Below are 26488 nucleotides of genomic sequence, written 5' to 3'. Positions count from 1 at the left end.
TTATACTCCCATCCGCATGATGTCCTGATAGGCGGACAAGAGCTTGTTCCTGACCTGGAGCGTGGCCTCGAACGCGATGCCGGCTTCCTGACGGGCGAGCATGACCTGCGCGACGTCGGTGACCTCGCCCCGTTCGTAGGCGGCGGTGATCGCGCCGGCGCGCTGCTGCGTCTGGTTCACGCCTTCGACCGCGGTCCTGAGCGTATCGGCAAAGCCGGTGCCGCGCGGGCCGGTGCGCGCCGCGTCCGGCGTCGCGGGCGCGCGAATGGATTGCAGCGCTTCCGACCGGTCGATGATCTGTTGGCGCAGGGCGATGATCTGCTGCAATCCGCCGGCTGCGCCCGGACCGGCGCCGATGCCGGTGACAGGGCCGCTCATCGGCCCGCCCCCATCGCCATGCGGGACAGGTCGAGACCCGCGGCCCGCATGTCGGCGAGACGATAGCGCAGCGTGCGTTCGGAGATGCCGAGCTGTCGTGCGGTCTGGCCGCGATGGCCGTCATTGCATTGCAGCGCCTGCGCAATGGCGCGGGCCTGCGACTGCTGCACGATATTGGCGAGGCGGGGCGCCACGGCGGAGCTCGCAGCTGGCTCCGGCATGGTGGCCTCCTGCACCGGGATGTCCTGCGCCGAAATGGAAGCCGTGTCCGTAGCGACCGGCGCCGCGAGCGGGCGCGCAGCCATGTCGAAGCAGATGTCCTCCTCGCCGATGATCGCGCCATTGCCGATCAGCAGCGCCCGGCGCATCACGTTTTCCAGCTCGCGAATATTGCCGGGCCAGCTGTGCGCCTGCAGCTTTGCGATGGCGGCATCGCTGATCCACGGCAGGTCGTCGCCATGCGCGTGGCGCAGCATCAGCGCGAAGGCGAGCGGCGCGATGTCCGCAACCCGTTCGCGCAGCGCCGGAATATTGAGCGGAAAGACGTTGAGGCGATAGAACAGATCCTCGCGGAAGCGACCCTCGGCCACTTCGCGCGGGAGGTCGCGATTGGCGCAGGCGACGATGCGCACGTCGACCTTGACCGGGATGGTCGCGCCGAGCGGAAGAATCTCGCCTTCTTGAAGGGCGCGCAACAATTTCGCCTGAAGCGGGAGCGGCATTTCGGCGATTTCGTCGAGCAGCAGCGTGCCGCCATCGGCGGCCTGGAACAATCCTTCGGCGCCATTGGCGGCGGCGCCGGTGAACGCGCCCTTGCGGTGACCGAAAAGCAGCGCCTCCAACATGGTTTCGGGCATGGCGGCGCAATTGATCGCGACGAATGGCTTGCCCGCGCGGTCGCTATGTTCGTGGATGAAGCGCGACAGCACTTCCTTGCCCGTGCCGGTCGGCCCGGCGATGAGGACCGGGATATCGGACTTCGCCAGTTTCTCCGCGAGCACGAGCAGGGCGAGCGAGCCGGGATCGGCACACACCGGCCCGCCCGATGCGCGGGCGCAGGCAATGCCCGCGGCGAGCGATGTCTCGGTCTGTGCGTCCGCATGCCGCACGAGGTGGCGATTGGCACCCTGCCGCAGAATCGCGGGAGCGGTATTGCCCGCAGCGCGTTCGAAAACCACCACGATATCGTCGCGGCGGCGTGCCGGCAGGTCCTCACCCGCCTCGCAAAGCGTCACGGTTCCCGTTCCCGGCATCGATTCCACCACAGTCGCGACCCGGCGAACCAGCGGATTGTGATTTTTTTCGGCGTTTTTACCCGTCCGTGCGGTGAGCATTTGCGAATCCCGTTTACCCTGTTGATGCCCCTGTTTGACTCGGCGGCGTAAAAGGCGCCGGAAATTTAAGACAACGTAGAACTACGTACCCACGTGGCCGATCGACCCCCTTAAGCTTTGCCGCTGCCTGCCGGTCTTTGGGGGGACAGCGCGGCAATCCGCCATCGCTGGTCAACCGAAACAAAAGGGAACACATCATGGCCGTTATCAATTCCAACATCAGCGCCCTTCGCGCCACCAACGCTTCGACCATGGCCGACAAGATGACCGGCCAGGCAATGGAACGCCTCTCCACCGGCAAACGCATCAACTCCGCCAAGGACGACGCCGCCGGTCTCGCCATCGCCACCGGCATGACCTCGCAGGTTCGCGGCATGAACCAGGGCATCCGCAACGCCAACGACGGCATCGCCCTTGCGCAGACGGCGGAAGGTTCGCTCGACGAAGTCACGAACATGATGCAGCGTATGCGTGAACTGGCCGTGCAGAGCGCCTCGGGCACCTACACCGACAACGACCGCCTGAACATGACGGCCGAAGTCGACCAGCTCACCGCGCAGCTCGGCGACGTGGTGGCCAATGCCGAATTCAACGGCACGAAGCTGTTCGACGGCACCGTGGCGACCGTCACGATCCAGGCCGGCGCGAATGCCGCCGACACCGTCGACATCACCAATGCCAACCTGACCACGCTGACCGGCGGCGCCGGCACGGCAGGCTCCTACGCCGTCGATACGCAGGCGAATGCCAGCGCGACGCTCGCACTGCTCGACACGGACATCACCGCGATCGCCACGGCGCGTGCCGGCATGGGTGCCTCGCAGAACCGTCTGGAATCGGCCGTGAACAGCCTGTCCAACAACGCCACCAACCTGACCGACGCGCGTTCGCGGATCATGGACACCGATTATTCGGCTGAAACGACCGCTCTCGCCAAGGCACAGATCCTGAGCCAGGCGTCGACCGCGATGCTGGCACAGGCCAACCAGAGCACGCAGAACGTGATGTCGCTGCTGCGTTAATTTTCGGCCTCCCACCGTGCGCCCCTCACCGGGCGGAACGGGCGCCCGGCGAGTTCTCCCCTCCAGGAACTCGTCGGGTTTTGGCGTTTGCGCCATGCCGGCTTGATAGGACGCGCCCGCCCTGCCACAGCATGGCGATGCAGGGGGAGATAGCCGTGGCCCATGGCCGAACCATCCAGCTGTTCCTGATCGACGGGACCGCAACGGGTCTTAAAACCGACGAGATCCATAACTGGACCGGCCATCTCCTGCACTTTCCCCGAATGCGGATCGCCGATGCGCTGCGCCGTGATGAGGCCGAGCGGACGGGGATCTATGTCCTCGTCGGGCCCGATCCCGATCAACCGGCGCGCAGCCGCATCTATATCGGTGAGGGGGACAATGTCTCCCGGCGCTTGCGTGCTCATGATTCGGAGGCGGGCAAGGATTTCTGGCAACAGGCGTGTATCGTCACGTCCAAGGATGCCAATCTTACCAAGGCGCATGCTCGCTATCTCGAAGCGCGGCTGATCGAGCGTGCGCATGCAGCCGGGCGCGCCGAGGTGGAGAACCGGAACGGCGGCGCCCCCAATCCCCTGCCCGACAGCGACAGGGCCGACATGGAATATTTCCTCGAACAGATCGAGACGGTGCTGCCCGTCGTCAGGATCGATGCGCTGCGCCCGAAATCGAGAGTGGTGGAGAGCCAGGCGCCCGATCGCGCAGCGGCTAACCGCTCGCTATCGCTCCAATTGAAAGGGCCCCGGCACGAGGTCGAGGCCCATGCCGAGGAAAACGACGGGGGGTTCGTTGTGCTGCGCGGATCGACCGCGAGCGCGTATGACGGGCATACCTCGAAGCAACATGCCGAGACGCGCGCAACGCTGATCGAGCGGGGCATATTGCGGGAGGACAGGCCGGGCGGTCCATTGCACGTGACCCAGGACACCGTGTTCCGCAGCCCGAGCGAGGCGGCGACCATCATCCTCAACCGCAACGCGAATGGCCGGACCGAATGGAAGCTATCCGGTACCGGCCAGACGTTGAAAGCGTGGCAAGAGGCGCAGCTCGGCGCCGATTGAACGGGCCTTAGCGCAGGAGCAGGACCGAGATGCGGCGATTGCGCGGATCGGCGGGATTGTCCGCGATGAGCGGCTCCATGTCGGCGACGCCCTCGATCCGGCGGAACCGGGTCTGTGCGACGCCATTGCGCATCAATTCCTGACGCGTGGCCTCGGCCCGGCCGGTCGACAGCGACCAGTTGTTGGCGACAAGGCCGGGTTTCCATTTCAGCGCATCGGTATGGCCGCGCACGATGATCGGGGCGCTATCCTGCGAAACCGCCTTCGCGATGACGTCGACCAGCGCACGGGCGCGGTCGGTCAACACGGTGGTGCCCAGCGCGAACATCGAGAAATCGGCATCGTCGACGAGATCGATGCGAATGCCCTCGGGCGTTTCCATGACGCGCACCTGCCGCGCAAGATCGCGCAGCTGCGCGCTTTGCCGCAAGCGTTGTTCGATGCGTTCGCGCAGTACGTTGGCCGTCGGGGCGTCGGCATCGCGCGGCGGCGATTGCAGGCTGGTCTGCGATTTCGCGTCGCGCAGATCTTCGGCGGCGTTGAGCGAATCGCCCTTGAGCAGGCCGTTCGATCCCGCCGCGTTCTCCTTGAGGTTGACCAGCGTGGGCGTGAAATAATCGGCCAGCCCCTGCTTCTGCTTTTCCGTCGTCGCGCCCAAGAGCCACAGCAGCAGGAAAAACGCCATCATTGCCGTCACGAAATCGGCATAGGCGACTTTCCACGCGCCGCCGTGATGTCCGGCCGCCTGCACGACGACCTTCTTCACGATGATGGGGCGGACCGGTTCCTCGACCGGGGCGGGTTGCAGAGCGGGAGCCGTGGCCATCTTACGCAGCCTTCAGCGTGTCGAGCAGGTCGGTCAGCGGCGGACGCAGCGCATCGGGCAGGCCCGACCGCGCCGATTCCACGGCCAGCGCATGCGGCCATCCGTGCAGGCTGGCGATCATCACCTGCTTGATCGAGTGGAAGATCTGCTGATCCTGCTGATTGATCTTGGTCAGCTTGCCGGAAAGCGGACCGACGATGCCATAGGCCAGCAGCACGCCGAGGAACGTGCCGACCAGCGCCGACCCGATCATCCCGCCGAGCACCGAGGGCGGCTCGTCGATGGAACCCATCGTCTTCACCACGCCCAGAACCGCGGCCACGATGCCCAGAGCGGGGAGCGCATCGGCGAGGTTCTGAAGCGCGTGGGCCGGTTCGTCCATGTGGTGGAAATGGCTCTTGATCGCATTGTCCATCACCTCCTCGACGGCGTGCACCTCGAGCGTGCCCGACGACACGATGTTGAGCATCAGCGTATCGCAGATGAGCTCGCGCAGCGCCTTGTCATTGAGAAGGCGGGGATATTCGGCAAAAATGGCCGATTCCATCGGAAACTCGGCATGGGCTTCCAATGCGACCGGACCTTCGAGCTTGAACTTGCGCATGAACCGGCCGGTCAGTGCGATGGCGTCGATATGGTCCTGCTTGGTATAGCGCGGCCCCTTGAACACTTTCGCAAAACCGGCGCCGATGGCCTTTAGCTCATGCACCGAATTGCCCGCGACGAGAGCGCCAACCGCGGCCCCGCCGATGATGAGCATTTCGTGCGGAACGGCGTGCATGACCGGCCCCAGAGCACCGCCGGTAAGGGCGAAACCCCCGAATACCATGACGATCAGAATGACGATGCCTATTGCCGGCAGCATGGAATTTCCCCCTTGAAAAGATTGAAGAACTTGGTTCGAAAACGCAGCAAGATCAGCGAATGGCGTCGAACAGCGTCAGCTGGCTCAGCCGCGCGAAACCCGCTTGGCTTCCCTCCAGCACGAGCATGAGCTGTTGCAATTGCGTGATGGCGGAGGCCACGTCGACACCGCCGGTGCGGTCGCCTTCCTCGGCGCGCGCGACGGACGAGGCGACCTGTCGGTCCTGCACCGTTTCGATCCAGGCGACGCGCGTGCCGACCGCGGTCTGCGCACGGGTAATCGATTCCAGCCCGGCATCCATCGCCGCCAGCGAATCGCGGGCCACGGCCGATCCCGCGCCGGCCAGCATGGCCTCGGCAAGGTTGCGCACGACGGCGAAGATGTCGGAGGTGGTGCCGCCGATCGTGAATTCGGCAAATTGCGGCCCGGTGACCCCGCGCGTGACGCGCTGCCCTTCGCCCAGTTCGACGACACCCGGATCGTTGGTGCCGACATAGACCGCCGCCCCCGTCGCATCGATTTCGTAGGCTTGTCCCGACGCCGCCCCGCCGAACGCGGCATGGCCGGTGGAGGTGCGGGCATTGGCATTGGCCACCATGCCCTCGTGCAATTGCAGCAGCTCGCCGGAAATGAGCCGCCGCTGCTCCTCCGACATGGAATCGCTCGCCGCCCAGACGGCCAGTTCGCGCGCGCGGATGAGATCGCCGGCGATATTCTGCAACGCGGTATCGGCATAGCTCAGGTCGTTGGCCGCACGGGCGGCGTTCGATGCGTCGATTTCGGCCAGCCGGTCCGCACGCATCAGGCTGCGCAGGCGGGACGCGGCGACGGGATCGTCGCTCGACCGTTCGATCCGCTCGCCGGTGGCAAGCTGCGCCTGCATGCGTTCGGCTTCCTTGCGCAGCGTGCCCATCTCGATCCGGGAGCGGTTGAAGAAGGCGGAGGTACCGCTCGTGATATTGGCGCCATAGGTCATGTCAGCGGATCCCCAGCATGGTATCGAAGATTTCGGCGGCCACCTGGATCACGCGGCCCGAGGCCTGGTAAGCCTGTTGGTAACGCACCAGATTGGCGGCCTCGGTGTCGAGGTCGACGCCGGTTTCGGTGGACAGCGCGACGCTTGCCGTATCGGCCAGCGTGCGCAGCGCATCGCGCGTGATGCTGCGCCCGTCGATGGCGCTCGACATCTGCAGCAGCAAGGCATCGAGCTTGGCCGAAGGGCCGTCCGGGGCGGCCAGCGCGGCCCGCAGCGAATCGAGATTGCTGGTGTCGCGGCTGTTGGGGCCGCTGCCCGTGGGCGCGGTGGCGAAATCGGCCCCGTCGGTGATGGCGAGCCTGATGTCGCGCGCGCCTGACCCTGTAAACATCGGCGGCGCCGCAGCGCCCGATTGGGTGACGCCGTTCGCCTGCGCATCGTTGGCGGCGGTGATGAGCGTCACAGCGATGTCGTCGAGCGATGCGCGCACGTCGACCATGCGGTCGAGCGCCCGGGCCGATCCCGCAAGCCGCCCGGCAGCGACCGTCGCCGGACCGCCGGTGGTCGCGAATTCCAGCGTGCCGTCGGCGGCGATGGCGATCTCCAGATCCTCGGATTGCGCGCCGAGCACCAGCAACGGCTCCGTCCCGCCGGCGAGCCGCACCGAAACGCGGCCGAGCGAATCGAATTCCGTCCGGATGCCCGCGATCGTCGACATTTGCGAAAGCAGCGCATCGCGCTTGTCGAGAAGGGCGGCGTGGTTGCTCGTGCCGACCTCGCTGCGCGAAAGGCCGATATTGTTGCGCGCCAGCTCCTGCGAAATGACATTGAGCGTGCCCACATCCTCCGTCGCGCGAATATGCAGGCCGCGGGTCGAGGCATCGAGACCTTCGACCGCGATGGCGAAGGTCTGCATCAGCGTTTCGGCCTCTTCGATGACCTGCGTGCGCAGCGATGCATCGAGCGGATCGGACACGAGCTGCGACAGCGCGGATTCGAATTCCACGCCGGCCTCGAAAATGCCGGCCTGTTCGATCGCGGTCTCCTGCTCGCGCATGCCGACGAGTTCGGAATCGGCGCGGGTCACATCCGATTCGGTGCGCCGTGCCTCGCTCAACAAAAAGGCGGAGCTGACGCGATTGACCCGTTCGGGCCGCACGCCCGAAAGCGCGCTACTGGAATTGAGGCCGATGCCGCCGGTGGCGGTCACCTCGGACAGTTGGATCGAGCGACGCGCGTAGGTCGCGTTTTCGGTATTGGCGATATTCTGCGCGGTGAGTTCGAGCGCGGCACGCGCCGCCGCGGCCCCGCTCTTGCCGATCACCATCATGTTCGAGGACATCAGCGCATTCCCTTCATTGCGGCCAGTTGCGTTTCGATCGACGCGGCGAGGCCGAACGCGCCGGTTTGGGAGGCGATGTCGGCGAGATGTTCGTCACGCATCGCGGTGAATTGTTCCATGCCCTGTCCGCCCATGACGTCCTCGCCGCCAAAATCGGTGGCACGGGCAGACGCGAAGAGCTGGCGCAGCATGATCGCCTCGAAGGCCTGCGCCGCGCGCTTGATCTCCGCGCGTTCGGCGCTGGCCTGCTCCGGCGTGGCCCCCGTGGCACGCGGCGGCGTGGTGCCCTCCGCCGCGCCGGTGATGCGCAGGGCGGGGGCGGGTGGGGCGGCCATGGGGACAATCGGCGGAATCACAGCACCACCATTTCGGCCTTGAGCGCGCCGGCCTGTTTGAGCGCCTCGAGGATGACGACGAGGTCGGACGCACCCACGCCCAGCATGTTGAGCGCATCGACGATTTCGGCGAGATCGGCACCACCGGGCATCAGGTTTACCTTGCCGCCGTATTCATCGGCGCTGACGTTGCTGGAGGGTTCGAGCGCGGTGCGGCCATCGCTGAACGGGGCGGGCTGCACCACCATGGGGTCTTCCTCCACCCGCACGACGAGGCGGCCATGACTTATTGCGGCAGGTGACAGGCGGACGGCCTGGTTGATGACGACGGTGCCCGAACGGCTGTTGACGATGACCTTGGCGGCGGTTTGCGCCGGGTTAACCTCGATCGTTTCGATTTCGGCCATCATCGCGGAGCGAATGTCGGCGCCATGCGGCAGGACGAGCGACAGGGTGACGCCATCGACGATGCTGGCGCAGCCGGGAAAGCGCGAATTGATCGCATCGCGCAGCCGCCGCGCGGTCAGGAAATCGGCGTCGTGGAGATTGAAGCGCAACGAACCTTCGGAATCGAAACCGGTGGCGACGCCGCGCTCCACCGTGGCGCCGGCGGCGATGCGCCCCACGGTCGGCACGTTGATGGTCAGGCTGGACCCGTCGCGGCCGGTCGCGTCGAGCCCGCCGACGGCGAGATTGCCCTGCGCCATGGCGTAGATCTGCCCGTCCGACCCGATCAGCGGGGTGAGGATGAGCGCCCCGCCGCGCAACGATTTCGCCTGCCCGATGGTGGAGACGGTGACATCAATCCGCTGCCCCGGCTTGGCAAAGGCGGGCAGTTCGGCGGTGATGATGACGGCAGCCGCGTTTTTGAGGCCAGGCTCGACGCCCGGCGGCAACGGCATACCGAGCCGGCCCGACACGCCGCGCATCGCCTGCGTCACATATTCCAGATTGTTGTCGCCGGTGCCGGGGAGGCCCACCACCACGCCATATCCGGTGAGCTGGTTGGGACGCACGCCCTGAAACTCGCCGAGATCGCGCACGCGTTCCGCATGCGCGGGAGTGGTGGCGACCATCCCCAGGCAGGCGGCCATCATGGCGAGAAGGAATTTGCGAAACATCACGGGCACTTTCTCAAGGGTCAAAACGGGCTGATGAGGCCGAAGAAACGGCTAAGCCAGCCGGGCCGGCTCGCCTGCTGCACCGCGCCGTCGCCGGCGTAGATGATCCGTGCATCGGCCACGGCGGTCGACGGGATCTGATTGTTGTAATCTATGTCGACGAGCCGGATGATGCCGGAAAACTGCACCCATTCGGTCCCCTGGCTCAGCAACATCTGTCGTTCTCCCTTGATCAGCGCGGTGCCATTGGGCCGCACCTCCGCGATGGTGACGGCGATCGCGCCGCTCAGCGCGGAACCCTGCGCCGCATCGCCCCGGCCATTGAACGACGATTGGGCCGCGGCCTTAAGAGCCTCCGGATTGAGGAAATCGAGCGGGCCGGATGCGGGCGGAGTGATCGACGCGCTGCCGTTGCGCTGCGTGCGGGCATCGGCGTTCTTCGTGGCGTCGATGAATTCCACCAGCAGCACGGTGACCGGATCGCCGACCCGCGCCGCCCGCGTACCCGAATGCAGCCCGGCATAGCCGTCCGCCACGTGGAAGATCGCCCCGTCGCGCGGCGCATAGACCGGCGGCGGCGCGGGCAGGGCGGCCTGATAACCGGGCTGCGGCTGCGTCGTGGCGCAGGCCGACAGCGTGAGCGCCACGATACCGAGCGAGAGGGGGGCGAGGGTGCGCATCACAGCGTCTGGTTCGCGTTGCGCAGCATTTCGTCGACGGCGCTGACCATCTTGGAATTGATTTCGTAGGCCCGCTGCGCCTCGATCATCTCGACCAGCTCCTCGACGACGTTCACATTGCTCGATTCCAGCATGCCCTGGCGGATGGCGCCGCGGCCTTCCTGTCCGGCGACGCCCTGCTGCGGGTCGCCGCTCGCCGCGGTGGCGCGCAGCAAATTGTTGCCCATGGCCTGCAATCCGTTGGGATTGACGAAGCTGGTGACGGTGATCTGCCCCAGCTGCACCGGCGCCGCGTCGTCGGCGAGCACTGCGGAGACCGAGCCGTCTTCGGCGATGGAGATGGATTGCGCGCCTTCGGGAATGTCGATGCCGGGCTGCACCGGATAGCCGTGCGAGGTGACGAGCTGCCCCTCGCCCGACAGGGTGAAATTGCCCGCGCGGGTGTAGCCGGTCGTGCCGTCGGGCATCTCGATTTCAAAGAAGCCATCGCCGTTGAGCGCCACGTCGAGTGCGTTGCCCGTGCCGTTGAGCGTGCCCTGCGAATTGATCCGGCTGGTCCCCTGGATCGCGACGCCGGTGCCGAGATTGATGCCGACCGCATAGGCGGTGTTCTCGCCCGATTGCTGTCCGGCGACGCGGGCATCCTGATAGGCGAGCGTGGCGAAATCGGCGCGGTCGCGCTTGAACCCGGTGGTGCCGATATTGGCGAGGTTGTTGGCGATGACGCGCATGCGGGCGTCCTGCGCCTCAAGCCCGGTGCGGGCGACGTGGAGAGCGGAAACGGGCATGGATTATACTCCTTGGCAAATGTGCGCGCGGATCAGCGCAGCGACATCAGGCGGGCGGTGGACTGGTCCAGCTCGCTCGCGGTGGAAAACAGTTTGGACCGGCGATCGAAGCTGCGCTGCGCCTCGATGATGTCGACGAGCACTTGCGAGGGATCGACATTGCTCTGCTCCAGCGCGCCGGTCAGCAGTTCGGCGGTCGGGTCGGCCGGCAGCACGCCGCCACCCACGACCCGCATGAACCCGTCGATATCCTTCTCGATCCGGCTGCCGACGGGATTGGCGAGCTTGATGCGGCCGATGTCCTCGGGGGGTTCCTCAGGCTGCGCCGGGTCGGCGGCGCGGACGGTGCCGTCGTCGCTGATCGTGACGATGCGGCCCGGGGGCACGGTGATCGGACCGGCCTCGCCCATGACGGGGCGGCGGTCGCCATTCTGCAACACGCCGCCCACGCCCACGGACAGATCGCCGCGGCGCGAATAGACCTCCGCCCCGTCGGCGGCCTGCAAGGCGATGAGCGCCTCGCCCGACACCGCCACGTCGAGTGGCTGGCTGGTCCGCACGATCTCGCCCGTCGTCATGTCGGCGCCGCGCACCGTGCCCTGCGTCTGCGCGCGCGCTTCGAGCGCCGGGCCCTTCAGCGTCTTGGTCTGGACGGCGAAGGTTTCGGCGCGAAAGCCCGGCGTCTGCGCATTGGCGAGATTGCTGGCCACGGCGCGTTGCCGCACCATGGCCGAATCCATGCCGGTGAGCGCGGTGTAGATCATGCGGTCCATGGGTCTTAGCTCCGCAGGTTGAGGATCGTCTGCGAAAGCTGCGTCGCGGTATCGACCGCCTTCGCATTGGCCTGGAAGTTACGCTGCGCGGTGATGAGACCGACCATTTCCTCGGCCAAGTCGACGTTCGAACGTTCCAGAGCGCCCGACAGCACATTGCCGTAACGTCCGATGCCCGGCATGCCGTAGGTCGGATCGCCCGACAGGCCGGTCGATTCCCACTGCGAATTGCCGAGCTGGCGCAGGCCCGTCGGCGCGATGAAGCTGACGAGTGCGACGCGGCCAACCGGTTCGACGGAACCATCGACATAGGATGCGGAGAGAAGGCCGTTCTTGCCGATCGAGATGCCCGATAGTTCGGCGCCCGCGCCGTTCGCCTGCGGGATTTGGGCGTCGATGGTGGTGGTCGTGTCGATGACGTCGCCGTTGGCATCGACCGCGTAGAGCTGCAGCCGGTTGTTGAAACCGTCGTGCATGAAGCCCTGCCCGTCGACGGCGAAGGCGCCGTTGCGGGTAAAGGCGGTCTTGTTGTTTTCGGCGCCGCGAATGGCAAAGAAGCCGTCGCCGTTGATGGCAAGGTCGGTGGTCGAGCCGGTCTGTTCGGTCGCCCCCAGCTTGAAGTTCTGCTTGATCGAGCTGACCTGCGCGCCGATGCCGACGGTGAGGCGCGGGTCCGCGCTCCGGCCGCCTGCGACGAGGTCGGAAAACTCGGTATCGCTTTTCTTGAAGCCGGTCGTTTCGGCGTTGGCGATATTGTGCGCGATCACGCCGAGATCGGTCTGCGCGTTTCGAAGGCCGCTCAGCGAGGTGTAGAAGGACATCGGTTATTCTCCGGTTGGTAAAAGGGTCAGGACGCCGCGGTCTGCGCCGCGATCAGCGCATCCAGCTTGTCGGAAATGTCGGACAGGCGTTCGTTCGTTTCATTGGTGCCGGCCAGGCTGGAAAACTGGGCCATCTGGGCCAGCATGTCCTTGTTGTCGGCGGGATCGGTGGGGTCCTGCTGCTGCAGCTGTGTCATGAGCAGGCGCAGGAAATCGGCATGGCCAAGCTGTGCGAAACCGCCGCCGGCCGGCGAGGTGGTCGCCGCGCTGACATTATTGGCGGCGGTCAGCTGGTTCAGGCTGGTTACGGTCATTTCATCCTCATCGTATCGATCATCAATTGCTTGGCGGTCTGCATCGCCTCGACCAGGTTCTGGTACTGTCGGCTGCTTTCCATGATCTCGACCATCTCGGCGGTCTCATCGACGGAGCTGTCCCACACGTCGCCGTTTTCATCGGCCATCGGGTGGCCGGGTTCGTGACGGCGGATGGGGGCATCGTCGCTGCGGTAGACGCCGTTGACCTGCACGGTGGACAGGCCAGAGGCACGGTCGAGATTTTCGCTGAATACCGGGCGCAGAGGGCGGTAGGCTTCTTGCTCGCTCCCCGCGACGGCGCCGGCATTGGCAAGGTTGGATGCCGCCGCGTTCATGCGCACGAGCTGTGCCGACATGCCGCGTTGAACGACGGAAAACAGGTTGAGATTATCGGCCATCATTCGCCTCGCAATGCGCGGTTGACGGTGTTGACCCGCCCTTCGACGAAGGACAGCGTGGCCGAATAGGCGACCGCATTTTCGGCAAAGGCCATCTGCTCGTTGGCGAGTTCCACCGTGTTCCCGTCGAGCGAGGGCATCACCGGAATGCGGTACCGCGTGGCGCCGGCAATGGCGCGGCCGGTGTCGCTCCCCCCTTCGCGCATGGCGAGGGCGGTGGCGAAATCGATGTCCTTCGCCTTGTACCCCGGCGTCGCGGCATTGGCGATGTTGGAGGTCAGCATGCCAAGACGCTGCGAGCGCAGTTCGAGCGCGGCGCCGTGAATGCCGAAAAGACCTTCGCTCATGTGCGTATGCCTTTCTGTGTGTTCGTGCCCATCGGACGTGTCCCTGATCGTGTGAATGCCGGATCGTATGACTGGCTGTGCCGGGGTATCAGCAAGGTGCGTGCCAGTTTTGCCCCGCCGCCCGATTTGCGGGGCGTTCGTGGCGGTACCGGGCGGGCAGGGGGCGGGGGCGGCAAGCGTTTGCCGCATCCGGAAAATGAACGCCGCGCCCTGAAAACGGCGAGCGTCCTGCCGTTCTTGCCGGGGAGAAGGAGAACCCCGTTCGATGCCCGCATCCGTCCCATCCGATCCATCGCTCCCCGGTTCCGCGTCGGACGGCTGGCTCTCGCTCGCCGCGATGCCGGGGGATTTTGCCCTGTTCGACTGGAGCAGCGCGGCCATCGTCATCGGCGGCACGCTGCTGGCGACCGTGCTGCGGTCCGGGCGGGCGGATCTTGCCGCGACGGGACGGGCGCTGGCGGGGCTGCGCGCGCGGGCGTTTTCCTACGACGATGCGCGCGCGCAGGTCGCGCATGCGGTGGAGGATCTTCGCCATGACGGGCTCTATCGCCCCGGCGACCTGCCGCGCGACGATGCCGAAACGGCGGAGGCGCTCGACGCGCTGGTGACGACGCGCTCGCTCGATGCGCTGGGCGCGGTGCACGATGCCTCCGCGCGCAGGCGGCGCGTGCTTCGCAACGGGGCCTTGCGCGTGTTGCAGCAGGGGGCGGAGCTTGCGCCTGTGTTCGGCATGGCCGGCACGCTCGTCGCGCTCGCGCAGGTGCCGCAGGGGGGATATGTCGCGGGCGCCATGGCGGGCGCGGTGGCGCGCGCGGTGCTGACCACGCTTTACGGCCTGCTGCTGGCGCATCTCGTGCTGATGCCGCTCGCCCGCTATATCGAACGGCGGGGCAAGCGGGAGGACGAGGATCGCGACCGGCTGGTCCACTGGTTGAGCGAGCAGCTCGCCGAGGCCGTCCCGCACGAAGAACTGACGCGTCCGGTGGAGCGCGAGGCGGCATGAGCGGCATCGGCAAAAGCTGGCAGGTGATGCTCGCCGATCTGGCGATGATCCTGTTCCTGGTCGCGGCATCCGCCGTGCCGGCGCGCGACATCGTGCCCGCCGCGGTCGCCCTGGCCAAGCCTGCCGTCGCGGGCGAGCCGAGCGCCGTTTTCCGCGACAATGGGGAGGATGAACGCTTTGCCCGCTGGCTCGACAGCCGGTCGGCGGATACGCGCGAAACCCTGACCATACGGGGCGGACCGCGGGAGGGCCGCTATGATGCCGCACTGGCGCGGGCGGCGGCGCTCGTCGCCATTGCCGCGACGCGGGGCCTGGCGACGCGCATCGTGCTGGAACCCGAAAGCGGGGACGCGGTGGTCGCCGTGTTCGCGTTCGACCGGCGCGGGGCGGCATTGCCGGAACCCGTCATGACAGGCAGCAAGGAACTCGCCGCATCGCTCAATACGCCGCTTGGCACATAGCTTGCATTGAATCGCGCATGACACGCGTTTCAAGAGGCAGACCCATGACATTTCACACCGCCGCCATGCTGGCCGCGATGCTGGCGCTGGCCGCGCCGGGCGCGGCGCTGGCGCAGGCGTTCACTGACCCCGCGGCGATCGACGCCGCCGTCGCCGGCTTTACCGGCGCATCCATTGGCGAACCGCGCGGTGCACGCGGCCCGGTCGACCGGCGTTTGAAACTGGCGCGCTGCGGCGTTCCCCTCGCCTTGGAATGGCATGGCCGCTGGCAGGATACGGTGCGCGTGGCCTGTCCGGATGCCGGGTGGCACGTGTTCGTCGCCGTCGATCCGATCCGTTCCACGGCGGCCAAGGTCGCCGCCGCCCCGGTGGTAAAGCGCGGCGACCGCGTGACCGTGATTGTGCGCGGACGCGGCTTTACCGTGTCGCAAGGGGGCGAGGCGACCGCCAATGGCGCCGCCGGCGAATGGATCACGGTGCGCATGGACGGTTCGCGCGAAGAGGTGCAGGCCCGCGTCGAACGCGCCGGAACCCTCGTCATTCCGGCCCTGTCCTGAAATTATGAAAAATCGGCGGTGGCGCGATTAATAAAATCGCCCGGCCGCCGTTCTGAACCACGAACGCATGATCCATAGGAGACCTCTTGTGTCACCCTTCGATATTTCCGCCGTCAATTCCTCTGCCCGCACCGGTGCGGTGTCGGCGCGCGACATGGGCCAGAAATCGGTTTCTGCGCAAGCGGAGGTGGCAAGGTCCCTGCCCCAGGGACGCAACGATGCGGTTCGCGTCGAAACCAGCGCGACCCCGACGACTGGTGCGCCCTTCGATGCCGACCGGGTTTCGATCATTCGCAACGCGCTTCGCGACGGAACGTACCCGATCCAGCCCGCCAAGATCGCCGATGCGATGATCGCAGGGCGCCTTTTGTTGAGCATCCCGCAATGAGCAGGCGCGTGAAACCCGCGCCACGCCCGAACGGGCCCGAGGCGGCCTTGCGGCAAATGATTGCCGTTCTGCACAAGGAGCGGCAGGCGCTTGCCGATCTCGACCTCAACGGTCTGGTCGGTTCGGCGGAAGAGAAGCAATCGCTGTGCAGTGCGCTGGATCGCCTGACGCCCGCGACCCTGCCCGAAGAATGCCGCAGCCTGGCGGAATCGGCGCGCCAGATGAACGAGGTCAACCGCCGCATCCGCAACCTTCTGGCGGCGAATGTCGCGATGCGGCTCGAAATGATCGGCGGCACCAGCGGGCTTTACCGGCCGCGCTGATAATCTCGCGCGGACAGGCGCGCATCTGGCACGGCTCTTGCTGAAACAATCCTCGAAGACAGTCTTCGAGGATTTCGCATATGAGCGGTCAGAACCCAATCGCGCTATCGCCGGTCGCCATGCCCGGCGCCCCGGCCGATCGCACCCGCGCCGCCATTGCGGGCGCGGCGCAGGCCACCGGCACCGATTTCCACTTCATGATGGCGCAGGCCCGCATCGAATCGGGGCTCAATCCCTCCGCCCGCGCGCGGACATCCTCGGCCACCGGGCTTTATCAATTCATCGACAGCACCTGGCTCGCCACGCTCGACCGGCATGGGGAGGCGCTGGGGTATGGCGCCGCCGCGCGCGCGATCGAAATGCGCGGTGGGCGTGCGGTCGTCACCGACCCTGCGCAGCATGCCGCGATCATGGCGCTGCGCTACGATCCGCAGGCCAATGCGCTGATGGCGGGTGCGCTTGCCAATGACAATCGCGCGGCGCTGACCCCGGTGCTGGGGCGGGAGCCGGATTCGGCGGAGCTGTATCTCGCCCATTTCCTGGGGGCGGGCGGGGCGTCGCGTTTCCTGACCGCGCTCAACACGGCGCCGGAACAGTCCGCCGCCACCGTGCTGCCGCAGGCGGCCGGTGCCAATCGGGCGATCTTCTACGATGGCGGCCGGGCCCGCTCGCTCGGTGAAGTGATGGGCGTGATCCGGGGCAAGATGGAGCACGCGATGCGCGACGACGGCGCCGTGCCGCAATTTGCGTCGTTCGATCCGTCCGCTGCCGTCGGTCCGGGGCAACCCTGGCGGATGGAGGCGGCGCGATGGGCGGCGGATCATCCCGCCCGCTCCGCGCAAACGCCGACACCGATGGCGGCTCCGGCGCATCATGCCGCGCCCGTATCCGACATGCTGCGCACCAATTTCGCAATCGAGGGCCATGACGGGCCGGGCGGCGCCCATGTGCGACGGGCCTATGCGCGCCTGCGGGCGGCGGGGCTTTGACGATGCAGACCGCTGCGTCGAAGGCGCCTGCATTCCGGGCCGCGAGCATGGCCCTGCCGGTCGGTATCCTGACGCTGATCACCTTGATGGTGCTGCCGATTCCGGCGGTGATGCTCGACGTGTTCTTCGTCCTCAACATCGCGCTTTCGGTGGCGGTGCTGATGGCGGCGATGAACGCGATGAAGCCGCTCGATTTCTCCTCATTTCCATCCGTGCTGCTGTTTGCGACCTTGCTGCGGCTCGCGCTCAATGTCGCGTCCACCCGCGTCGTTCTGGTGAGCGGGCACGAGGGCGCGGGCGCGGCGGGCGATGTCATCGAAAGCTTCGGACAGTTCCTCGTCGGCGGCAATTTCGCGGTCGGCATTTTCGTCTTCGTCATCCTGCTCATCATCAACATGATCGTGATCACGAAGGGCGCGGGCCGCGTGTCCGAAGTCAGCGCGCGTTTCACGCTCGACGCGCTTCCGGGCAAGCAGATGGCCATCGACAGCGACATCGCCGCCGGGCTGATGACCTCGGACGAGGCGAAGGCCCGCCGTGCCGAAGTCGCGACCGAGGCCGATTTCTACGGCGCGATGGACGGCGCGAGCAAGTTCGTGAAGGGGGATGCGATCGCGGCCCTGCTCATCCTCGCCGTCAATATCATCGCCGGCTTCTGCCTCGGCATGATCAGCCACGGGCTGAGCGCGGCGGAGGCTGCGGAAAGCTACATCACCCTTGCCGTCGGCGACGCGCTCGTCGCGCAGGTGCCCGCACTGCTGCTATCTATCGCGGCGGCCGTGATCGTGACCCGCGTCACGGACAAGAGCGACCTTGCCGGCCATATCGGCGGGCAGTTTTCCGACCCGCGCAGCTGGATGCCGGTCGCGGTCGTCATGGGCGCGCTGGGCATGATCCCCGCCATGCCGCAGAGCGTGTTTCTGCCCGCCGCGGCCATCGCCGGCTATCTGGCCTGGCATCTCAAGAAACGCGCCGCAAGGCCCGAACCCGTGGCCGAGGCGCCGCCCGTTTCGCCCGACCGCATCACGATGGAGGATGTGAGCGATCGCACGCTTATCACGATCGAAATGGGCTATGGCCTCGTCCATCTGGTCGACAAAGCAAAGGGGGCGCCGCTGGTCGCGCGCATCACCGGCGTACGGCGCCAGCTGTCGCAGACCTTCGGCTTCATCGTGCCGCAATTCCGGGTGCGCGATTCGCTCGATATCGACGCCAATGCTTATCGCGTCCTGCTGGGCGGGGTGCATATCGGCGGGGCCACGATCCGCAACGGCCGCGTTCTCGCCATCGACATCGGCGACGTGCGGCAAGGCCACGCGATCGAGGGGGAACCCACTTTCGATCCGAGCTTTGGCTGTCCCGCGCTCTGGATCGAGGAGAGCGAGCGCGACCATGCCACCGCCGAAGGGTTCCTGACCGTCGATCCGTCCACCGTGATCGCCACCCATCTCGATCAACTGCTGTCGCGGCGCCCCGATGCCCTGCTCGGGCCTGAGGAGGTGCGCGCGCTGCTCGACACGGTGAAGGAGGATTCGCCGGGCCTCGTCGAGGCGATCCATCCCGATCCGCTTTCCCTGTCGAAACTGACCCGCGTGCTGCGGGCGCTGCTTGCCGACGGCATATCGCTGGCGCATCCGCTTCCGGTGCTGTCGTCGCTCGCACTTGCTTTGCAGCAGACGCAGGATTTCGAGGCGCTGATCGACCGGGTGCGGATCGACATGGGCGGCTGGATCGTGGGCAAGATCTGTCCCTTTGGCGAGGTGTTGCCGGTGGTGACGCTGGATGCGCGGCTGGAAAGCGCGATTTTGCAAGGCATGCGCGACCCCGCCACCGGGCAACCGATCATCGAGCCCGATCTGGCCAGCATGATCGGCGAACGCCTCGCCCAGATCAGCGCCGATCTCGCGCGGCGCGACACCCCCGCCAATACGCCCGCACTCGTGGTGCAGCCGCCGGCCCGCCGCGCGCTCGCCTCGCTGGTCCGTGCGCGGGCGCCGGACTGTATTGTGATGGCGCTGGCCGAATTGCCGAGTTCGCAGGCGGTCGAGGTCATCGCCGTCATCGGCGCCGAAGAGGAACAGGCCGAACCGCAAAACGCGCGTCAAGAGGAGGTTGCAGCATGAAGTTGGATCATCGACAGTTCCGCGCCGCCAGCGCCTATGGCGCACGCGACGGGGCCGAGGACCGGATACGCCGGTTCCTTCCCATGGTGCATCGCGCCGCCTGGCACATCAACGGGTCGGGGCGGGCCGGTCTCGAAATCGACGATCTGGTGCAGGCCGGGATGGTTGCGCTCACCGAATGTGCGCGCCGCCATGACGGGCCGACGGAGGATGGCTTTGCTGCCTATGCCCGTATCCGGGTGCGCGGCGCGATGTTCGATGCGATCCGCCGCACGCTTCCCGATTCGCGCGGGGCGGTACGCCGCCGCCGGCAGCGCGAGGAGATGCGGCAGAAGCTCACCGGCGAGCTGGGTCGCGAACCGGAGCGGGGCGAGTTGAACGCCGCGCTCGACCATATGCCGGGCGGGCACGGGGCGGACGAGATGCCGGTGCGGCTGACCTCGCTCGATGCGGATTACGACGATGGCGATGCGCGGTTCGCCGACGATACGCCCGATGCCTTCGACCTCCTTTCGGGCGCGCAGGACCGCAGCGCGCTGATCGTGGCAATCACCCAGTTGCCCGAACGGCAGCAGCTCGTCCTGCAGCTCTATTTCACCGAGGAGTTGAACCTGACCGAGATCGCCGCCGTGCTGGAGGTATCGGTCCCCCGCGTGCATCAGATCAAGGCCGCCGCCCTCAAATCGCTGCGAGGCTTGCTGGAACAGGACGAAGCAGCCTGAGCGCATGAAAAGCCCCGCCGGCCACGGGGGCGGGCGGGGCAACTCCAGCCTGATCGGGTCAGGGCTCGCCGTCCATCACGGGTAGCGCATGTTGATGCGCGTCGCGAGCCCCGGCTTGGCCACGTTCAGCCGTACCGAGCGGAAGGCGGGCAGACCGGCCACCGTGCTGGGATTATTTGTAAAGCCGAACCCTTCGGTTGGCAGGCCGAACGTGCTGCGGTCGATTTTCCGGTTCGCGTTCTCGTCGTGATAGACCGCGATCGCCCACACCCCGTTCGAGGGCAGCTTGAGACAGGCCTTCGTCGTGCCCGCCTGCGCCGGGATGCGTTCGACATCGCGCGACCCGCCACTTGCCAGAAACTTGCTCCGATCGTCGTCATACAGCGTCAGCGTGACATAGCCGTTCGAATTCTTGACGCCCGCCACCTCGACATAGATCCAGCTTTTCCCGCTGGTATCGCCGTTGCATCCGGCGGGGGCGGCATGGGCCGGTGCGGCGCCCAGCGCGAGGCCGCCGACACCGACGGCCGCCGCGGCCACGGCTGCCTTGCCCCATTGGCTAAACTTGGTTTTCATCGTCTCGGTCATAATGTCCGGTCAGTCCTGATTCCATGATGCGTCGGCAAAAGCTGGGCTGCGACCCTGCGCGACGCAAGGTTTTTCGAAAGGCAGAAACGCAATGGATCGCATGGCCGTGTTCGAAGACGGCTCGATCCTTGTTGCCGTAATGGCGGTTACACGGTGAATAGGTCCTGAATTTGGGTGGCCCCGCGCGGCTGCGCAAGACCGGCCCGGTGATGTCGGTCATCAAGGATCGGGGCGGCTCGCCTTTTCGCCATTTTCGTCGCTATCGGAAAGCCACCGCGCGAGATCGCCGCCGGCCTGCGCCTCGGACCGGGCGCGCGAGGTGCTGGCCTGCGCGATGGTGCGGATCGCGCGATTGCCGAGCCAGCACAGCCGCCCTTCGGGAGCAGGCTCCGCGAAACCGGCGCTCAACCGTTCGAACATGGTCGAAACCATGCCGCCGCCGTGCGCCGCCTCGACCGCGAGCTTCACCTGATCGCGCGTTTCGAAATCCTGAAGGATCAGGTTCTCGCCCCATGCCATCACGTCGTCCGGCACGGTGGCGGCGGCATCTCTGCCCGGAATTGTTCCGAAATAGCGTTCGGCCAGCGCAAGAACGAGCATCGCGCCGGATTCGTAGCCGGCCTCCTGCGCACGGGCGGTGAATTCGGCCCAGTCGATCGTGCTGTCCCGGCAGAGCATCGCGATATCCGACAGGGCAAGCGGACCGCAATCGAAACGATGATTATAGGCGGCATGCACGACCTGATGGGCGAGCATGTGCTGCGCGCTGGGGTAGCGGACCGCCTGCCCGCTCATCATCCGGGTCCGCGCCTCGGCGAGAATGTTCTCGGTCGCGATATGGGGCACGAAGGGGCCGCGCGGCTTTTGCGGCTCCATGATGCGGTGGTGCAGTTCGATATGGCGGTCGAAGGCGGGGAAATAGATGGGATCGACACGTTTTTCCCGCAGCGCGCGCGATGGCCGCGTCCCGATCGTCGGGAATGACGCAGCCCAGCGCGCCCATGACCGACAATGCCGCCGGCAGGTCGTCGGGCGCGACCAGTATGTCGACATCGCGCATCGGGCGCAGAGCCTCGTTCGGATAGTCGAAGAAGGCGAGCTGCGCACCTTTCAGCGCCACCATCGGCACGCCCGCGTCGGCAAAGCCGCTTGCCAGCCGCACGATCGCCGCCTTCGCGGTCAGCGCGCCGACCACGACGGCGGAGGCATGCACCGGATACAGCCCGTTCATGCACGCGACCGCCGCATGGGTGGTGCCCGAAAGATAGAGGTCGAGCCTGCGCTCGGCGTCGGCGGTCGCGACATCGACTCGAATGCCGTGGCCCGTGCGGTAATAGATCGTGCAGCCGCCCGCGCGGAGCAGGAACTCCTCCCCGATCAGCACCCATTGCCCGTCCGCGACGCGCTCGCCGCCGATGGCGTCGGGGACGGGGCCGCGGCAAACGCGCGTCTCCCGCCGCATCAGCGCGGCGGCGCGCTGTCCCCGACCTTGCGAACCCGATCCTGCCATGGCCGATGCGCTATCCGTCCCGGCGGCACGAGGCAAGCGGGACATGAGGCAAGGGACGGGTTCGGCGATGCGCTGCGACCGGACGCCCTGCACGCGGCGCGAACCGTGTTCAAAACGCGACGATCCCGCTTGTGCGTTTCGGCGGTGGGGGAGTAAGGGCAGGCCATGCCGATTCCCTTGATTTCTCCGTCGATTCTGTCCGCCGATTTCGCCCGCCTGGGCGAGGAGGTGCGCGCCATCGACGCCGCCGGTGCCGACTGGATCCATGTTGACGTGATGGACGGGCATTTCGTGCCCAACATCACCATCGGGCCCGCCGTGGTAAAGGCGTTGCGCCCGCACAGCGACAAACCCTTCGACGTGCATCTGATGATCAGTCCGGTGGACGCCTATCTCGAAGCGTTTGCCGAGGCCGGCGCCGACATCATCACCGTCCATCCCGAAGCCGGGCCGCACACCCACCGCACGGTGCAGGCGATCAAGGCGCTGGACAAGAAAGCGGGCATTTCGCTCAATCCCGCGACGCCGGCGAAAATGCTCGACTATCTCATCGACGAGATCGACCTCGTCCTGGTGATGAGCGTTAATCCCGGATTCGGGGGGCAGAGCTTCATCGCCTCGCAATTGAAGAAGATCGAGGCGGTGCGCCGCATGATTGATAAATCGGGCCGCGACATCAGGCTGGAGGTTGACGGCGGCGTCAATGCCGAAACCGCGCGCCAATGCGTCGATGCCGGCGCGGACGTGCTCGTCGCCGGGTCCGCCACTTTCAAGGGCGGGGCCGATCACTACGCGGCGAATATCGCGGCGCTCAAGAATCATGGGTAAGGTGTGGACCGGTGGCGACCCCAACGATCCGGTGCGCACCGCGGGTGAGGATCGTCCGTCGCTGTCCGGCGGAGCGGACCGGCGCCCCGACCCACGGGCCGCGCGCGTGACGCAGGACGAACGCGCACCCGCCCATTTCGCGCCCCACGATACCGAGCATGCCCCGGCGCAGGCCGCGCCGCGCGACATGCGGGGGGAACCGGCGCTGCCCGATCTGCGTCCGCCGCAGCTCGGCGCGATCGACCGGGCCATCCGTTTCGCCTATGCGCAGGGGGTGTCGGCCCGCACGCTGACCCACCCGTTTCGTAAACCCGCGCGGCTGCGCCTGCTCGCCACGGTGGCGGAACCGGTGCCGGGCGAACGCGCCGCGGGCATGGCGCTTCGTGCCGGGCATTTCCTCGTCGCGGGCAAGCGCGTTGCCATCGACGGGTTTACCGGGCGCACGTTGACGCCGCTGGCCGCGTCCTACGTCCATCGTTTCGCGTGGTTGCCCGACCTGGAGGCGGCGGGCCCGCGCGACCGCATTACCGAGGTGGCGGAGGAGATCCTGCGCCGCTGGCTGCTGGTCCATCACGAAATCGGCGAAACGCCGGCATGGGGCGTGGCGGATACGGGGCACCGGCTGATGAACTGGCTCGTGCATGCGCCGCTGCTGCTGTCGGGCGGGGACAAGATGTTCCGCGCCAGCCTGCTGCGCCATGTCGCGGCGACGGCGTCGTGGCTCGACCGGCAGACGGGCCGCTCGCTGCCTGCGGCCGATGCCATTCCCGCCTGGGCCGGGCTGACCGCGGCGGGCCTGCTCCTGCCCGAAGGCAAGCCGCGCCGGCTTTATGCCGAGGCGGGGTTGATTTCCGCGCTGGGCGACGCGGTGGGCGAGGATGGCGGCAGACTGTCGCGCCGCCCCACCGATCAGCTGGAAACGATCGTCCTGCTGCTGCGCGTGATGGCCTGCTATCGCGCGTGCCGGATGGAACCGCCGCCGCAGATGGAGGCGTTCCTCACCATGATGATGCGCGCGCTGCTCGCGCTCACCCATGCCGACGGTTCGCTCGGCAGCTGGCAGGGCGCGCTCCCGGTCGCGGCCGGCCGCATCGGACAGCTGCTCAATGCCGCGAACCTGCGCAACCGGCCGCTGCGCGATGCCGGACCCTGGGGGTATCAGCGCATGGCCGCCGGACAGGCCGTGGTGCAGTTCGACAGCGCGCCGCCGCCCGCCGGGCGGACGGGGCATGGGCAGGAAACGGCGGCGGCCTGCGCCTCCACCCTCGCCATCGAATTCAGCCACCGTGACCAGCGTATCGTCGTCAATTGCGGCGGCGCTGCGGTCGCGGGCGGAGCGGTGCCGATGCGCATTCGCGACGGGCTGCGCTCCACCGCCGCGCATTCGACGCTTGTCCTTCACGATGCCGATTCGACCGAACTGCGCGAGGACGGCACCATGGGCGCCGGCGTGCGCGAGGTGCAGCTCGAACGCGACCGCGCCGAGGCGGGCGAGGCGATGTGCGGCATCCACGACGGCTATCTCGCGCGGTGGGGGCTGGTCCACGAACGGCAATTGTCGCTGGCGAAGACCGGGCTCCTGTTCGAAGGCATCGACATACTGACGCCGAAAAACCGCCGCGCGCGCAAGGGCACGCACCCGTTCGACATCCGCTTTCACCTCGGCCCCGGCGTCGGGGTCGACCATGCGCTGCACGGCGGGGGCATGACATTGGCGCTGGCCGACGGCAGCTTCTGGCGCTTTCACAGTCCGGACGTGCCGGTTGCGGTGGAGGAAAGCCTCTGGGTCGATGCCGAGGGCCGTCCACAGAACGTGCAGCAGCTCGTCCTGTCCGAAACCGTCGATGGCAAGGGCGGTGCGATCCGCTGGAGCTTTGAACGGATGAAGTGAACGCGGCCCACAGGTCAAAGCCGCGCCCCGCGCGACCGGGTGCTTGACCTGTGGGCGGCGGGGTTTATGGGCGCACCGTGACCCCCCTCCCGACGCCAGAGGAACCGCAAGCCCCATGACCGATCTCGTCCCCGTCCGCCGTGCTCTCCTGTCCGTATCGGACAAGACGGGCCTCGCCGATCTTGGCCAGGCGCTTGCCGAGCGGGGGGTGGAGCTGGTGTCGACGGGCGGCACCGCGCGCACGCTGCGCGAGGCCGGACTGACCGTGAAGGACGTGTCCGACATCACCGGCTTTCCCGAAATGATGGACGGGCGGGTCAAGACATTGCACCCGATGGTGCATGGCGGATTGCTCGCCGTGCGTGACAATCCCGACCATGCCGCCGCGATGGAAGAGCACGGCATCGGCGCCATCGATCTCGTCGTCGTCAATCTCTACCCCTTTGCCGAAACGGTGAAGAGCGGGGCGGACCGCGACACGGTGATCGAGAATATCGACATCGGCGGCCCGTCGATGGTGCGTTCCGCGGCGAAGAACCATGCCTATGTCGCGATGCTCACCGATCCTGCCGATTACGATGAATTGCTGAACCAGATCGATGCGGGCGGCACGAAGCTGTCGTTCCGCAAGCGCATGGCGGCCAAGGCGTTCGCCGCCACCGCCGCCTATGACGCCGCGATCAGCCAGTGGTTCGCCTATGTCGATCAGGAGGAACGCTTTCCCCCCCGCCGCGCGATGGCGAGCCGGCTCGTCACCTCGCTCCGCTATGGCGAAAACCCGCATCAGAAGGCCGCGCTGTATGTGCCGGAGGGGCCGCATGTCGCCGGCCTGCCGCAGGCCGAGCAGGTGCAGGGCAAGGCCTTGTCCTACAACAATTACAACGATGCCAATGCGGCGCTCGAACTGGTGGCGGAATTTGCGGGCGGCCCGCCGACCGTCGTGATCGTGAAGCATGCCAACCCGTGCGGTGTCGCCACCGCCGATACGCTGGCCGAGGCGTGGGAACGGGCGCTGGCGTGCGATTCGGTTTCGGCATTCGGCGGGATCGTCGCGGTCAATCGCCCGCTCGACGGCGCGACGGCGGAGCGTATCGCGAAGATCTTTACCGAGGTGGTCGTGGCCCCCGGCGCCGATGACGATGCCCGCGCCGTGTTCGCGAAAAAGAAGAACCTGCGCCTGCTCCTCACCGACGGCCTGCCCGATGCGCGCCGCGCCGGCGTGACGCAGGTCGTGATCGCGGGCGGATTGCTGGTGCAGGATCGCGACGCCGCCCATATCAGCCCGGCCGACCTGAAAGTCGTGACGAAGCGCGCGCCGACCGATGCGGAGTTGAAGGATTGCCTGTTCGCATGGACGGTCGCCCGGCACGTCAAGTCGAACGCCATCGTCTATGCCAAGGACGGGCAGACCGCCGGCATCGGCGCGGGACAGATGAACCGCCGCGACAGCGCGCGCATCGCCGCGATGAAAGCCGCCGAGGCCGCCGAAACCTACGGCTGGACCGAGGCGAAGACGGTCGGCAGCGCGGTGGCGTCGGATGCGTTCTTCCCCTTTGCCGACGGGCTTCTCGCCGCGTCGGAGGCTGGGGCCACCGCGGTGATTCAGCCCGGCGGCTCGATTCGCGACGACGAGGTAATCGCCGCTGCGGACGAGGCCGGCCTCGCCATGGTATTCACCGGGATGCGGCATTTTCGCCATTGATACGAAGGGGTTAGCGCAC

At 66.9% G+C, this 26488-nt stretch carries 31 protein-coding genes and 1 pseudogene; 13 read left to right on the top strand and 19 right to left on the bottom strand.

Features of this window, described 5'->3' with window-relative positions; translation table 11 throughout:
* Both fliE and Q0897_RS08170 read right to left on the bottom strand, forming a co-directional pair.
* Nucleotides 1-378 (bottom strand): flagellar hook-basal body complex protein FliE, encoded by a 378-nt coding sequence (fliE, locus tag Q0897_RS08175; protein ID WP_299308786.1) that lies wholly within the window; start codon nt 376-378, stop codon nt 1-3.
* Nucleotides 375-1712, bottom strand: coding sequence for a sigma 54-interacting transcriptional regulator (locus Q0897_RS08170; RefSeq protein ID WP_299308785.1), 1338 nt, complete (start codon nt 1710-1712; stop codon nt 375-377). The genes fliE and Q0897_RS08170 overlap by 4 nt, the downstream gene beginning before the upstream one ends.
* Nucleotides 1713-1909: 197 nt before the next feature.
* Between Q0897_RS08170 and Q0897_RS08165 the strand changes: the two genes are divergently transcribed.
* Nucleotides 1910-2734: a flagellin gene (locus Q0897_RS08165; RefSeq protein ID WP_299308784.1), complete on the top strand. Its 825-nt coding sequence runs from the start codon at nt 1910-1912 to the stop codon at nt 2732-2734.
* A 155-nt stretch (nt 2735-2889) separates the two neighbouring features.
* On the top strand, nt 2890-3795 hold the full coding sequence (locus Q0897_RS08160; protein WP_299308782.1) for a GIY-YIG nuclease family protein: 906 nt from the start codon (nt 2890-2892) through the stop codon (nt 3793-3795).
* 7 nt (nt 3796-3802) lie between these two features.
* Here Q0897_RS08160 and Q0897_RS08155 read toward each other — a convergent pair whose 3' ends face one another.
* Genes Q0897_RS08155 through flgB form a run of 13 tightly spaced genes read right to left on the bottom strand, consistent with a single transcriptional unit; the run spans nt 3803 to nt 13384 of the window.
* Nucleotides 3803-4621 carry a flagellar motor protein MotB gene (locus Q0897_RS08155; protein ID WP_299308781.1) on the bottom strand — a complete coding sequence of 273 codons (819 nt, stop codon included), beginning with the start codon at nt 4619-4621 and terminating at the stop codon, nt 3803-3805.
* A gap of 1 nt (nt 4622) precedes the next feature.
* Nucleotides 4623-5486, bottom strand: coding sequence for a flagellar motor stator protein MotA (gene motA / locus Q0897_RS08150; RefSeq protein ID WP_299308780.1), 864 nt, complete (start codon nt 5484-5486; stop codon nt 4623-4625).
* 52 nt (nt 5487-5538) lie between these two features.
* The gene (locus Q0897_RS08145; protein WP_299308779.1) at nt 5539-6462 is read right to left on the bottom strand and encodes a flagellar biosynthesis protein FlgL; all 924 of its coding nucleotides are present in this window, start codon (nt 6460-6462) and stop codon (nt 5539-5541) included.
* A gap of 1 nt (nt 6463) precedes the next feature.
* Nucleotides 6464-7804, bottom strand: coding sequence for a flagellar hook-associated protein FlgK (flgK, locus tag Q0897_RS08140; RefSeq protein ID WP_299308778.1), 1341 nt, complete (start codon nt 7802-7804; stop codon nt 6464-6466).
* Nucleotides 7804-8139: a rod-binding protein gene (locus Q0897_RS08135; protein ID WP_299308777.1), complete on the bottom strand. Its 336-nt coding sequence runs from the start codon at nt 8137-8139 to the stop codon at nt 7804-7806. Before Q0897_RS08135 ends, flgK begins: the two co-directional genes overlap by 1 nt.
* 17 nt (nt 8140-8156) lie before the next feature.
* A complete protein-coding gene (locus tag Q0897_RS08130) occupies nt 8157-9260 on the bottom strand; it encodes a flagellar basal body P-ring protein FlgI (protein WP_299308775.1) in 1104 nt (367 codons plus the stop codon).
* 20 nt (nt 9261-9280) lie between these two features.
* On the bottom strand, nt 9281-9940 hold the full coding sequence (locus Q0897_RS08125) for a flagellar basal body L-ring protein FlgH (protein ID WP_202087153.1): 660 nt from the start codon (nt 9938-9940) through the stop codon (nt 9281-9283).
* The gene (gene flgG, locus Q0897_RS08120) at nt 9940-10728 is read right to left on the bottom strand and encodes a flagellar basal-body rod protein FlgG (protein ID WP_202087154.1); all 789 of its coding nucleotides are present in this window, start codon (nt 10726-10728) and stop codon (nt 9940-9942) included. Before flgG ends, Q0897_RS08125 begins: the two co-directional genes overlap by 1 nt.
* 32 nt (nt 10729-10760) lie before the next feature.
* Nucleotides 10761-11501, bottom strand: a complete 741-nt coding sequence (flgF, locus tag Q0897_RS08115) for a flagellar basal body rod protein FlgF (RefSeq protein WP_299308770.1) — start codon at nt 11499-11501, stop codon at nt 10761-10763.
* A gap of 5 nt (nt 11502-11506) precedes the next feature.
* Complete coding sequence (locus Q0897_RS08110; RefSeq protein ID WP_299308769.1) at nt 11507-12322, bottom strand: flagellar hook basal-body protein; 816 nt, start codon at nt 12320-12322, stop codon at nt 11507-11509.
* 26 nt (nt 12323-12348) lie between these two features.
* Complete coding sequence (locus tag Q0897_RS08105; RefSeq protein WP_299308768.1) at nt 12349-12636, bottom strand: flagellar hook capping FlgD N-terminal domain-containing protein; 288 nt, start codon at nt 12634-12636, stop codon at nt 12349-12351.
* The gene (gene flgC, locus Q0897_RS08100; RefSeq protein WP_299309094.1) at nt 12633-13037 is read right to left on the bottom strand and encodes a flagellar basal body rod protein FlgC; all 405 of its coding nucleotides are present in this window, start codon (nt 13035-13037) and stop codon (nt 12633-12635) included. Before flgC ends, Q0897_RS08105 begins: the two co-directional genes overlap by 4 nt.
* The gene (gene flgB / locus Q0897_RS08095) at nt 13037-13384 is read right to left on the bottom strand and encodes a flagellar basal body rod protein FlgB (RefSeq protein WP_299308767.1); all 348 of its coding nucleotides are present in this window, start codon (nt 13382-13384) and stop codon (nt 13037-13039) included. The genes flgC and flgB overlap by 1 nt, the downstream gene beginning before the upstream one ends.
* A gap of 265 nt (nt 13385-13649) precedes the next feature.
* On the opposite strand from flgB, the gene Q0897_RS08090 reads away from it, so the two are divergent.
* The 8 genes from Q0897_RS08090 (at nt 13650) to Q0897_RS08055 (ending at nt 19950) form a co-directional block, all read left to right on the top strand.
* Nucleotides 13650-14387 (top strand): MotA/TolQ/ExbB proton channel family protein, encoded by a 738-nt coding sequence (locus Q0897_RS08090; RefSeq protein WP_299308766.1) that lies wholly within the window; start codon nt 13650-13652, stop codon nt 14385-14387.
* Nucleotides 14384-14848, top strand: a complete 465-nt coding sequence (locus tag Q0897_RS08085) for a hypothetical protein (RefSeq protein ID WP_299308764.1) — start codon at nt 14384-14386, stop codon at nt 14846-14848. Before Q0897_RS08090 ends, Q0897_RS08085 begins: the two co-directional genes overlap by 4 nt.
* Before the next feature lie 44 nt (nt 14849-14892).
* Nucleotides 14893-15405, top strand: coding sequence for a flagella basal body P-ring formation protein FlgA (locus Q0897_RS08080; RefSeq protein ID WP_299308762.1), 513 nt, complete (start codon nt 14893-14895; stop codon nt 15403-15405).
* Between the two features lie 88 nt (nt 15406-15493).
* Complete coding sequence (locus tag Q0897_RS08075; protein WP_299308761.1) at nt 15494-15793, top strand: flagellar biosynthesis anti-sigma factor FlgM; 300 nt, start codon at nt 15494-15496, stop codon at nt 15791-15793.
* An 8-nt stretch (nt 15794-15801) separates the two neighbouring features.
* Nucleotides 15802-16116: a flagellar protein FlgN gene (locus tag Q0897_RS08070; RefSeq protein ID WP_299308760.1), complete on the top strand. Its 315-nt coding sequence runs from the start codon at nt 15802-15804 to the stop codon at nt 16114-16116.
* 80 nt (nt 16117-16196) lie between these two features.
* On the top strand, nt 16197-17105 hold the full coding sequence (locus Q0897_RS08065) for a lytic transglycosylase domain-containing protein (protein ID WP_299308759.1): 909 nt from the start codon (nt 16197-16199) through the stop codon (nt 17103-17105).
* Nucleotides 17106-17107: 2 nt separating this feature from the next.
* Nucleotides 17108-19228, top strand: coding sequence for a flagellar biosynthesis protein FlhA (locus Q0897_RS08060; RefSeq protein WP_299309093.1), 2121 nt, complete (start codon nt 17108-17110; stop codon nt 19226-19228).
* Nucleotides 19225-19950: a sigma-70 family RNA polymerase sigma factor gene (locus Q0897_RS08055; protein WP_299308757.1), complete on the top strand. Its 726-nt coding sequence runs from the start codon at nt 19225-19227 to the stop codon at nt 19948-19950. The genes Q0897_RS08060 and Q0897_RS08055 overlap by 4 nt, the downstream gene beginning before the upstream one ends.
* 75 nt (nt 19951-20025) lie before the next feature.
* On the opposite strand, the gene Q0897_RS08050 is transcribed toward Q0897_RS08055, so the two are convergent.
* The 4 genes and pseudogenes from Q0897_RS08050 to Q0897_RS08035 all read right to left on the bottom strand — a co-directional run.
* Nucleotides 20026-20526 (bottom strand): DUF2141 domain-containing protein, encoded by a 501-nt coding sequence (locus tag Q0897_RS08050; RefSeq protein WP_299308756.1) that lies wholly within the window; start codon nt 20524-20526, stop codon nt 20026-20028.
* On the bottom strand, nt 20510-20758 hold the full coding sequence (locus tag Q0897_RS08045) for a hypothetical protein (protein ID WP_299308754.1): 249 nt from the start codon (nt 20756-20758) through the stop codon (nt 20510-20512). The genes Q0897_RS08050 and Q0897_RS08045 overlap by 17 nt, the downstream gene beginning before the upstream one ends.
* A complete protein-coding gene (locus Q0897_RS08040; protein ID WP_299308752.1) occupies nt 20758-21414 on the bottom strand; it encodes a nucleotidyltransferase family protein in 657 nt (218 codons plus the stop codon). Before Q0897_RS08040 ends, Q0897_RS08045 begins: the two co-directional genes overlap by 1 nt.
* Nucleotides 21415-21523: 109 nt before the next feature.
* Nucleotides 21524-21769 (bottom strand): annotated as a pseudogene (locus tag Q0897_RS08035) (nucleotidyltransferase family protein); the annotation flags it as partial.
* Between the two features lie 444 nt (nt 21770-22213).
* On the opposite strand from Q0897_RS08035, the gene rpe reads away from it, so the two are divergent.
* The 3 genes from rpe (at nt 22214) to purH (ending at nt 26469) form a co-directional block, all read left to right on the top strand.
* Nucleotides 22214-22876, top strand: coding sequence for a ribulose-phosphate 3-epimerase (rpe, locus tag Q0897_RS08030; protein WP_202082501.1), 663 nt, complete (start codon nt 22214-22216; stop codon nt 22874-22876).
* A complete protein-coding gene (locus Q0897_RS08025) occupies nt 22869-24767 on the top strand; it encodes a heparinase II/III family protein (RefSeq protein ID WP_299308747.1) in 1899 nt (632 codons plus the stop codon). Before rpe ends, Q0897_RS08025 begins: the two co-directional genes overlap by 8 nt.
* 115 nt (nt 24768-24882) lie before the next feature.
* Nucleotides 24883-26469: a bifunctional phosphoribosylaminoimidazolecarboxamide formyltransferase/IMP cyclohydrolase gene (gene purH, locus Q0897_RS08020; RefSeq protein WP_299308745.1), complete on the top strand. Its 1587-nt coding sequence runs from the start codon at nt 24883-24885 to the stop codon at nt 26467-26469.
* Nucleotides 26470-26488: the final 19 nt, after the last annotated feature.

The sequence above is a fragment of the uncultured Croceicoccus sp. genome (assembly GCF_947496385.1).
Taxonomy (GTDB): Bacteria; Pseudomonadota; Alphaproteobacteria; order Sphingomonadales; family Sphingomonadaceae; genus Croceicoccus.
The sequence above is the reverse complement of the archived record's forward strand: the minus strand, read 5'-3'. Positions and strand labels throughout refer to the sequence as shown.

Excerpts from the sequence above, each read along its gene's own strand:
- fliE (WP_299308786.1), bottom strand. The coding sequence starts at position 378 with ATGAGCGGCCCTGTCACCGGCATCGGCGCCGGTCCGGGCGCAGCCGGC.
- Q0897_RS08170 (WP_299308785.1), bottom strand. The coding sequence starts at position 1,712 with ATGCTCACCGCACGGACGGGTAAAAACGCCGAAAAAAATCACAATCCG.
- Q0897_RS08165 (WP_299308784.1), top strand. The coding sequence starts at position 1,910 with ATGGCCGTTATCAATTCCAACATCAGCGCCCTTCGCGCCACCAACGCT.
- Q0897_RS08155 (WP_299308781.1), bottom strand. The coding sequence starts at position 4,621 with ATGGCCACGGCTCCCGCTCTGCAACCCGCCCCGGTCGAGGAACCGGTC.
- motA (WP_299308780.1), bottom strand. The coding sequence starts at position 5,486 with ATGCTGCCGGCAATAGGCATCGTCATTCTGATCGTCATGGTATTCGGG.
- Q0897_RS08145 (WP_299308779.1), bottom strand. The coding sequence starts at position 6,462 with ATGACCTATGGCGCCAATATCACGAGCGGTACCTCCGCCTTCTTCAAC.
- flgK (WP_299308778.1), bottom strand. The coding sequence starts at position 7,804 with ATGTCCTCGAACATGATGGTGATCGGCAAGAGCGGGGCCGCGGCGGCG.
- Q0897_RS08135 (WP_299308777.1), bottom strand. The coding sequence starts at position 8,139 with ATGGCCGCCCCACCCGCCCCCGCCCTGCGCATCACCGGCGCGGCGGAG.
- Q0897_RS08130 (WP_299308775.1), bottom strand. The coding sequence starts at position 9,260 with ATGTTTCGCAAATTCCTTCTCGCCATGATGGCCGCCTGCCTGGGGATG.
- Q0897_RS08125 (WP_202087153.1), bottom strand. The coding sequence starts at position 9,940 with ATGCGCACCCTCGCCCCCCTCTCGCTCGGTATCGTGGCGCTCACGCTG.
- flgG (WP_202087154.1), bottom strand. The coding sequence starts at position 10,728 with ATGCCCGTTTCCGCTCTCCACGTCGCCCGCACCGGGCTTGAGGCGCAG.
- flgF (WP_299308770.1), bottom strand. The coding sequence starts at position 11,501 with ATGGACCGCATGATCTACACCGCGCTCACCGGCATGGATTCGGCCATG.
- Q0897_RS08110 (WP_299308769.1), bottom strand. The coding sequence starts at position 12,322 with ATGTCCTTCTACACCTCGCTGAGCGGCCTTCGAAACGCGCAGACCGAT.
- Q0897_RS08105 (WP_299308768.1), bottom strand. The coding sequence starts at position 12,636 with ATGACCGTAACCAGCCTGAACCAGCTGACCGCCGCCAATAATGTCAGC.
- flgC (WP_299309094.1), bottom strand. The coding sequence starts at position 13,037 with ATGGCCGATAATCTCAACCTGTTTTCCGTCGTTCAACGCGGCATGTCG.
- flgB (WP_299308767.1), bottom strand. The coding sequence starts at position 13,384 with ATGAGCGAAGGTCTTTTCGGCATTCACGGCGCCGCGCTCGAACTGCGC.
- Q0897_RS08090 (WP_299308766.1), top strand. The coding sequence starts at position 13,650 with ATGCCCGCATCCGTCCCATCCGATCCATCGCTCCCCGGTTCCGCGTCG.
- Q0897_RS08085 (WP_299308764.1), top strand. The coding sequence starts at position 14,384 with ATGAGCGGCATCGGCAAAAGCTGGCAGGTGATGCTCGCCGATCTGGCG.
- Q0897_RS08080 (WP_299308762.1), top strand. The coding sequence starts at position 14,893 with ATGACATTTCACACCGCCGCCATGCTGGCCGCGATGCTGGCGCTGGCC.
- Q0897_RS08065 (WP_299308759.1), top strand. The coding sequence starts at position 16,197 with ATGAGCGGTCAGAACCCAATCGCGCTATCGCCGGTCGCCATGCCCGGC.
- Q0897_RS08060 (WP_299309093.1), top strand. The coding sequence starts at position 17,108 with ATGCAGACCGCTGCGTCGAAGGCGCCTGCATTCCGGGCCGCGAGCATG.
- Q0897_RS08055 (WP_299308757.1), top strand. The coding sequence starts at position 19,225 with ATGAAGTTGGATCATCGACAGTTCCGCGCCGCCAGCGCCTATGGCGCA.
- Q0897_RS08050 (WP_299308756.1), bottom strand. The coding sequence starts at position 20,526 with ATGAAAACCAAGTTTAGCCAATGGGGCAAGGCAGCCGTGGCCGCGGCG.
- Q0897_RS08045 (WP_299308754.1), bottom strand. The coding sequence starts at position 20,758 with ATGACCGACATCACCGGGCCGGTCTTGCGCAGCCGCGCGGGGCCACCC.
- Q0897_RS08040 (WP_299308752.1), bottom strand. The coding sequence starts at position 21,414 with ATGGAGCCGCAAAAGCCGCGCGGCCCCTTCGTGCCCCATATCGCGACC.
- rpe (WP_202082501.1), top strand. The coding sequence starts at position 22,214 with ATGCCGATTCCCTTGATTTCTCCGTCGATTCTGTCCGCCGATTTCGCC.
- Q0897_RS08025 (WP_299308747.1), top strand. The coding sequence starts at position 22,869 with ATGGGTAAGGTGTGGACCGGTGGCGACCCCAACGATCCGGTGCGCACC.
- purH (WP_299308745.1), top strand. The coding sequence starts at position 24,883 with ATGACCGATCTCGTCCCCGTCCGCCGTGCTCTCCTGTCCGTATCGGAC.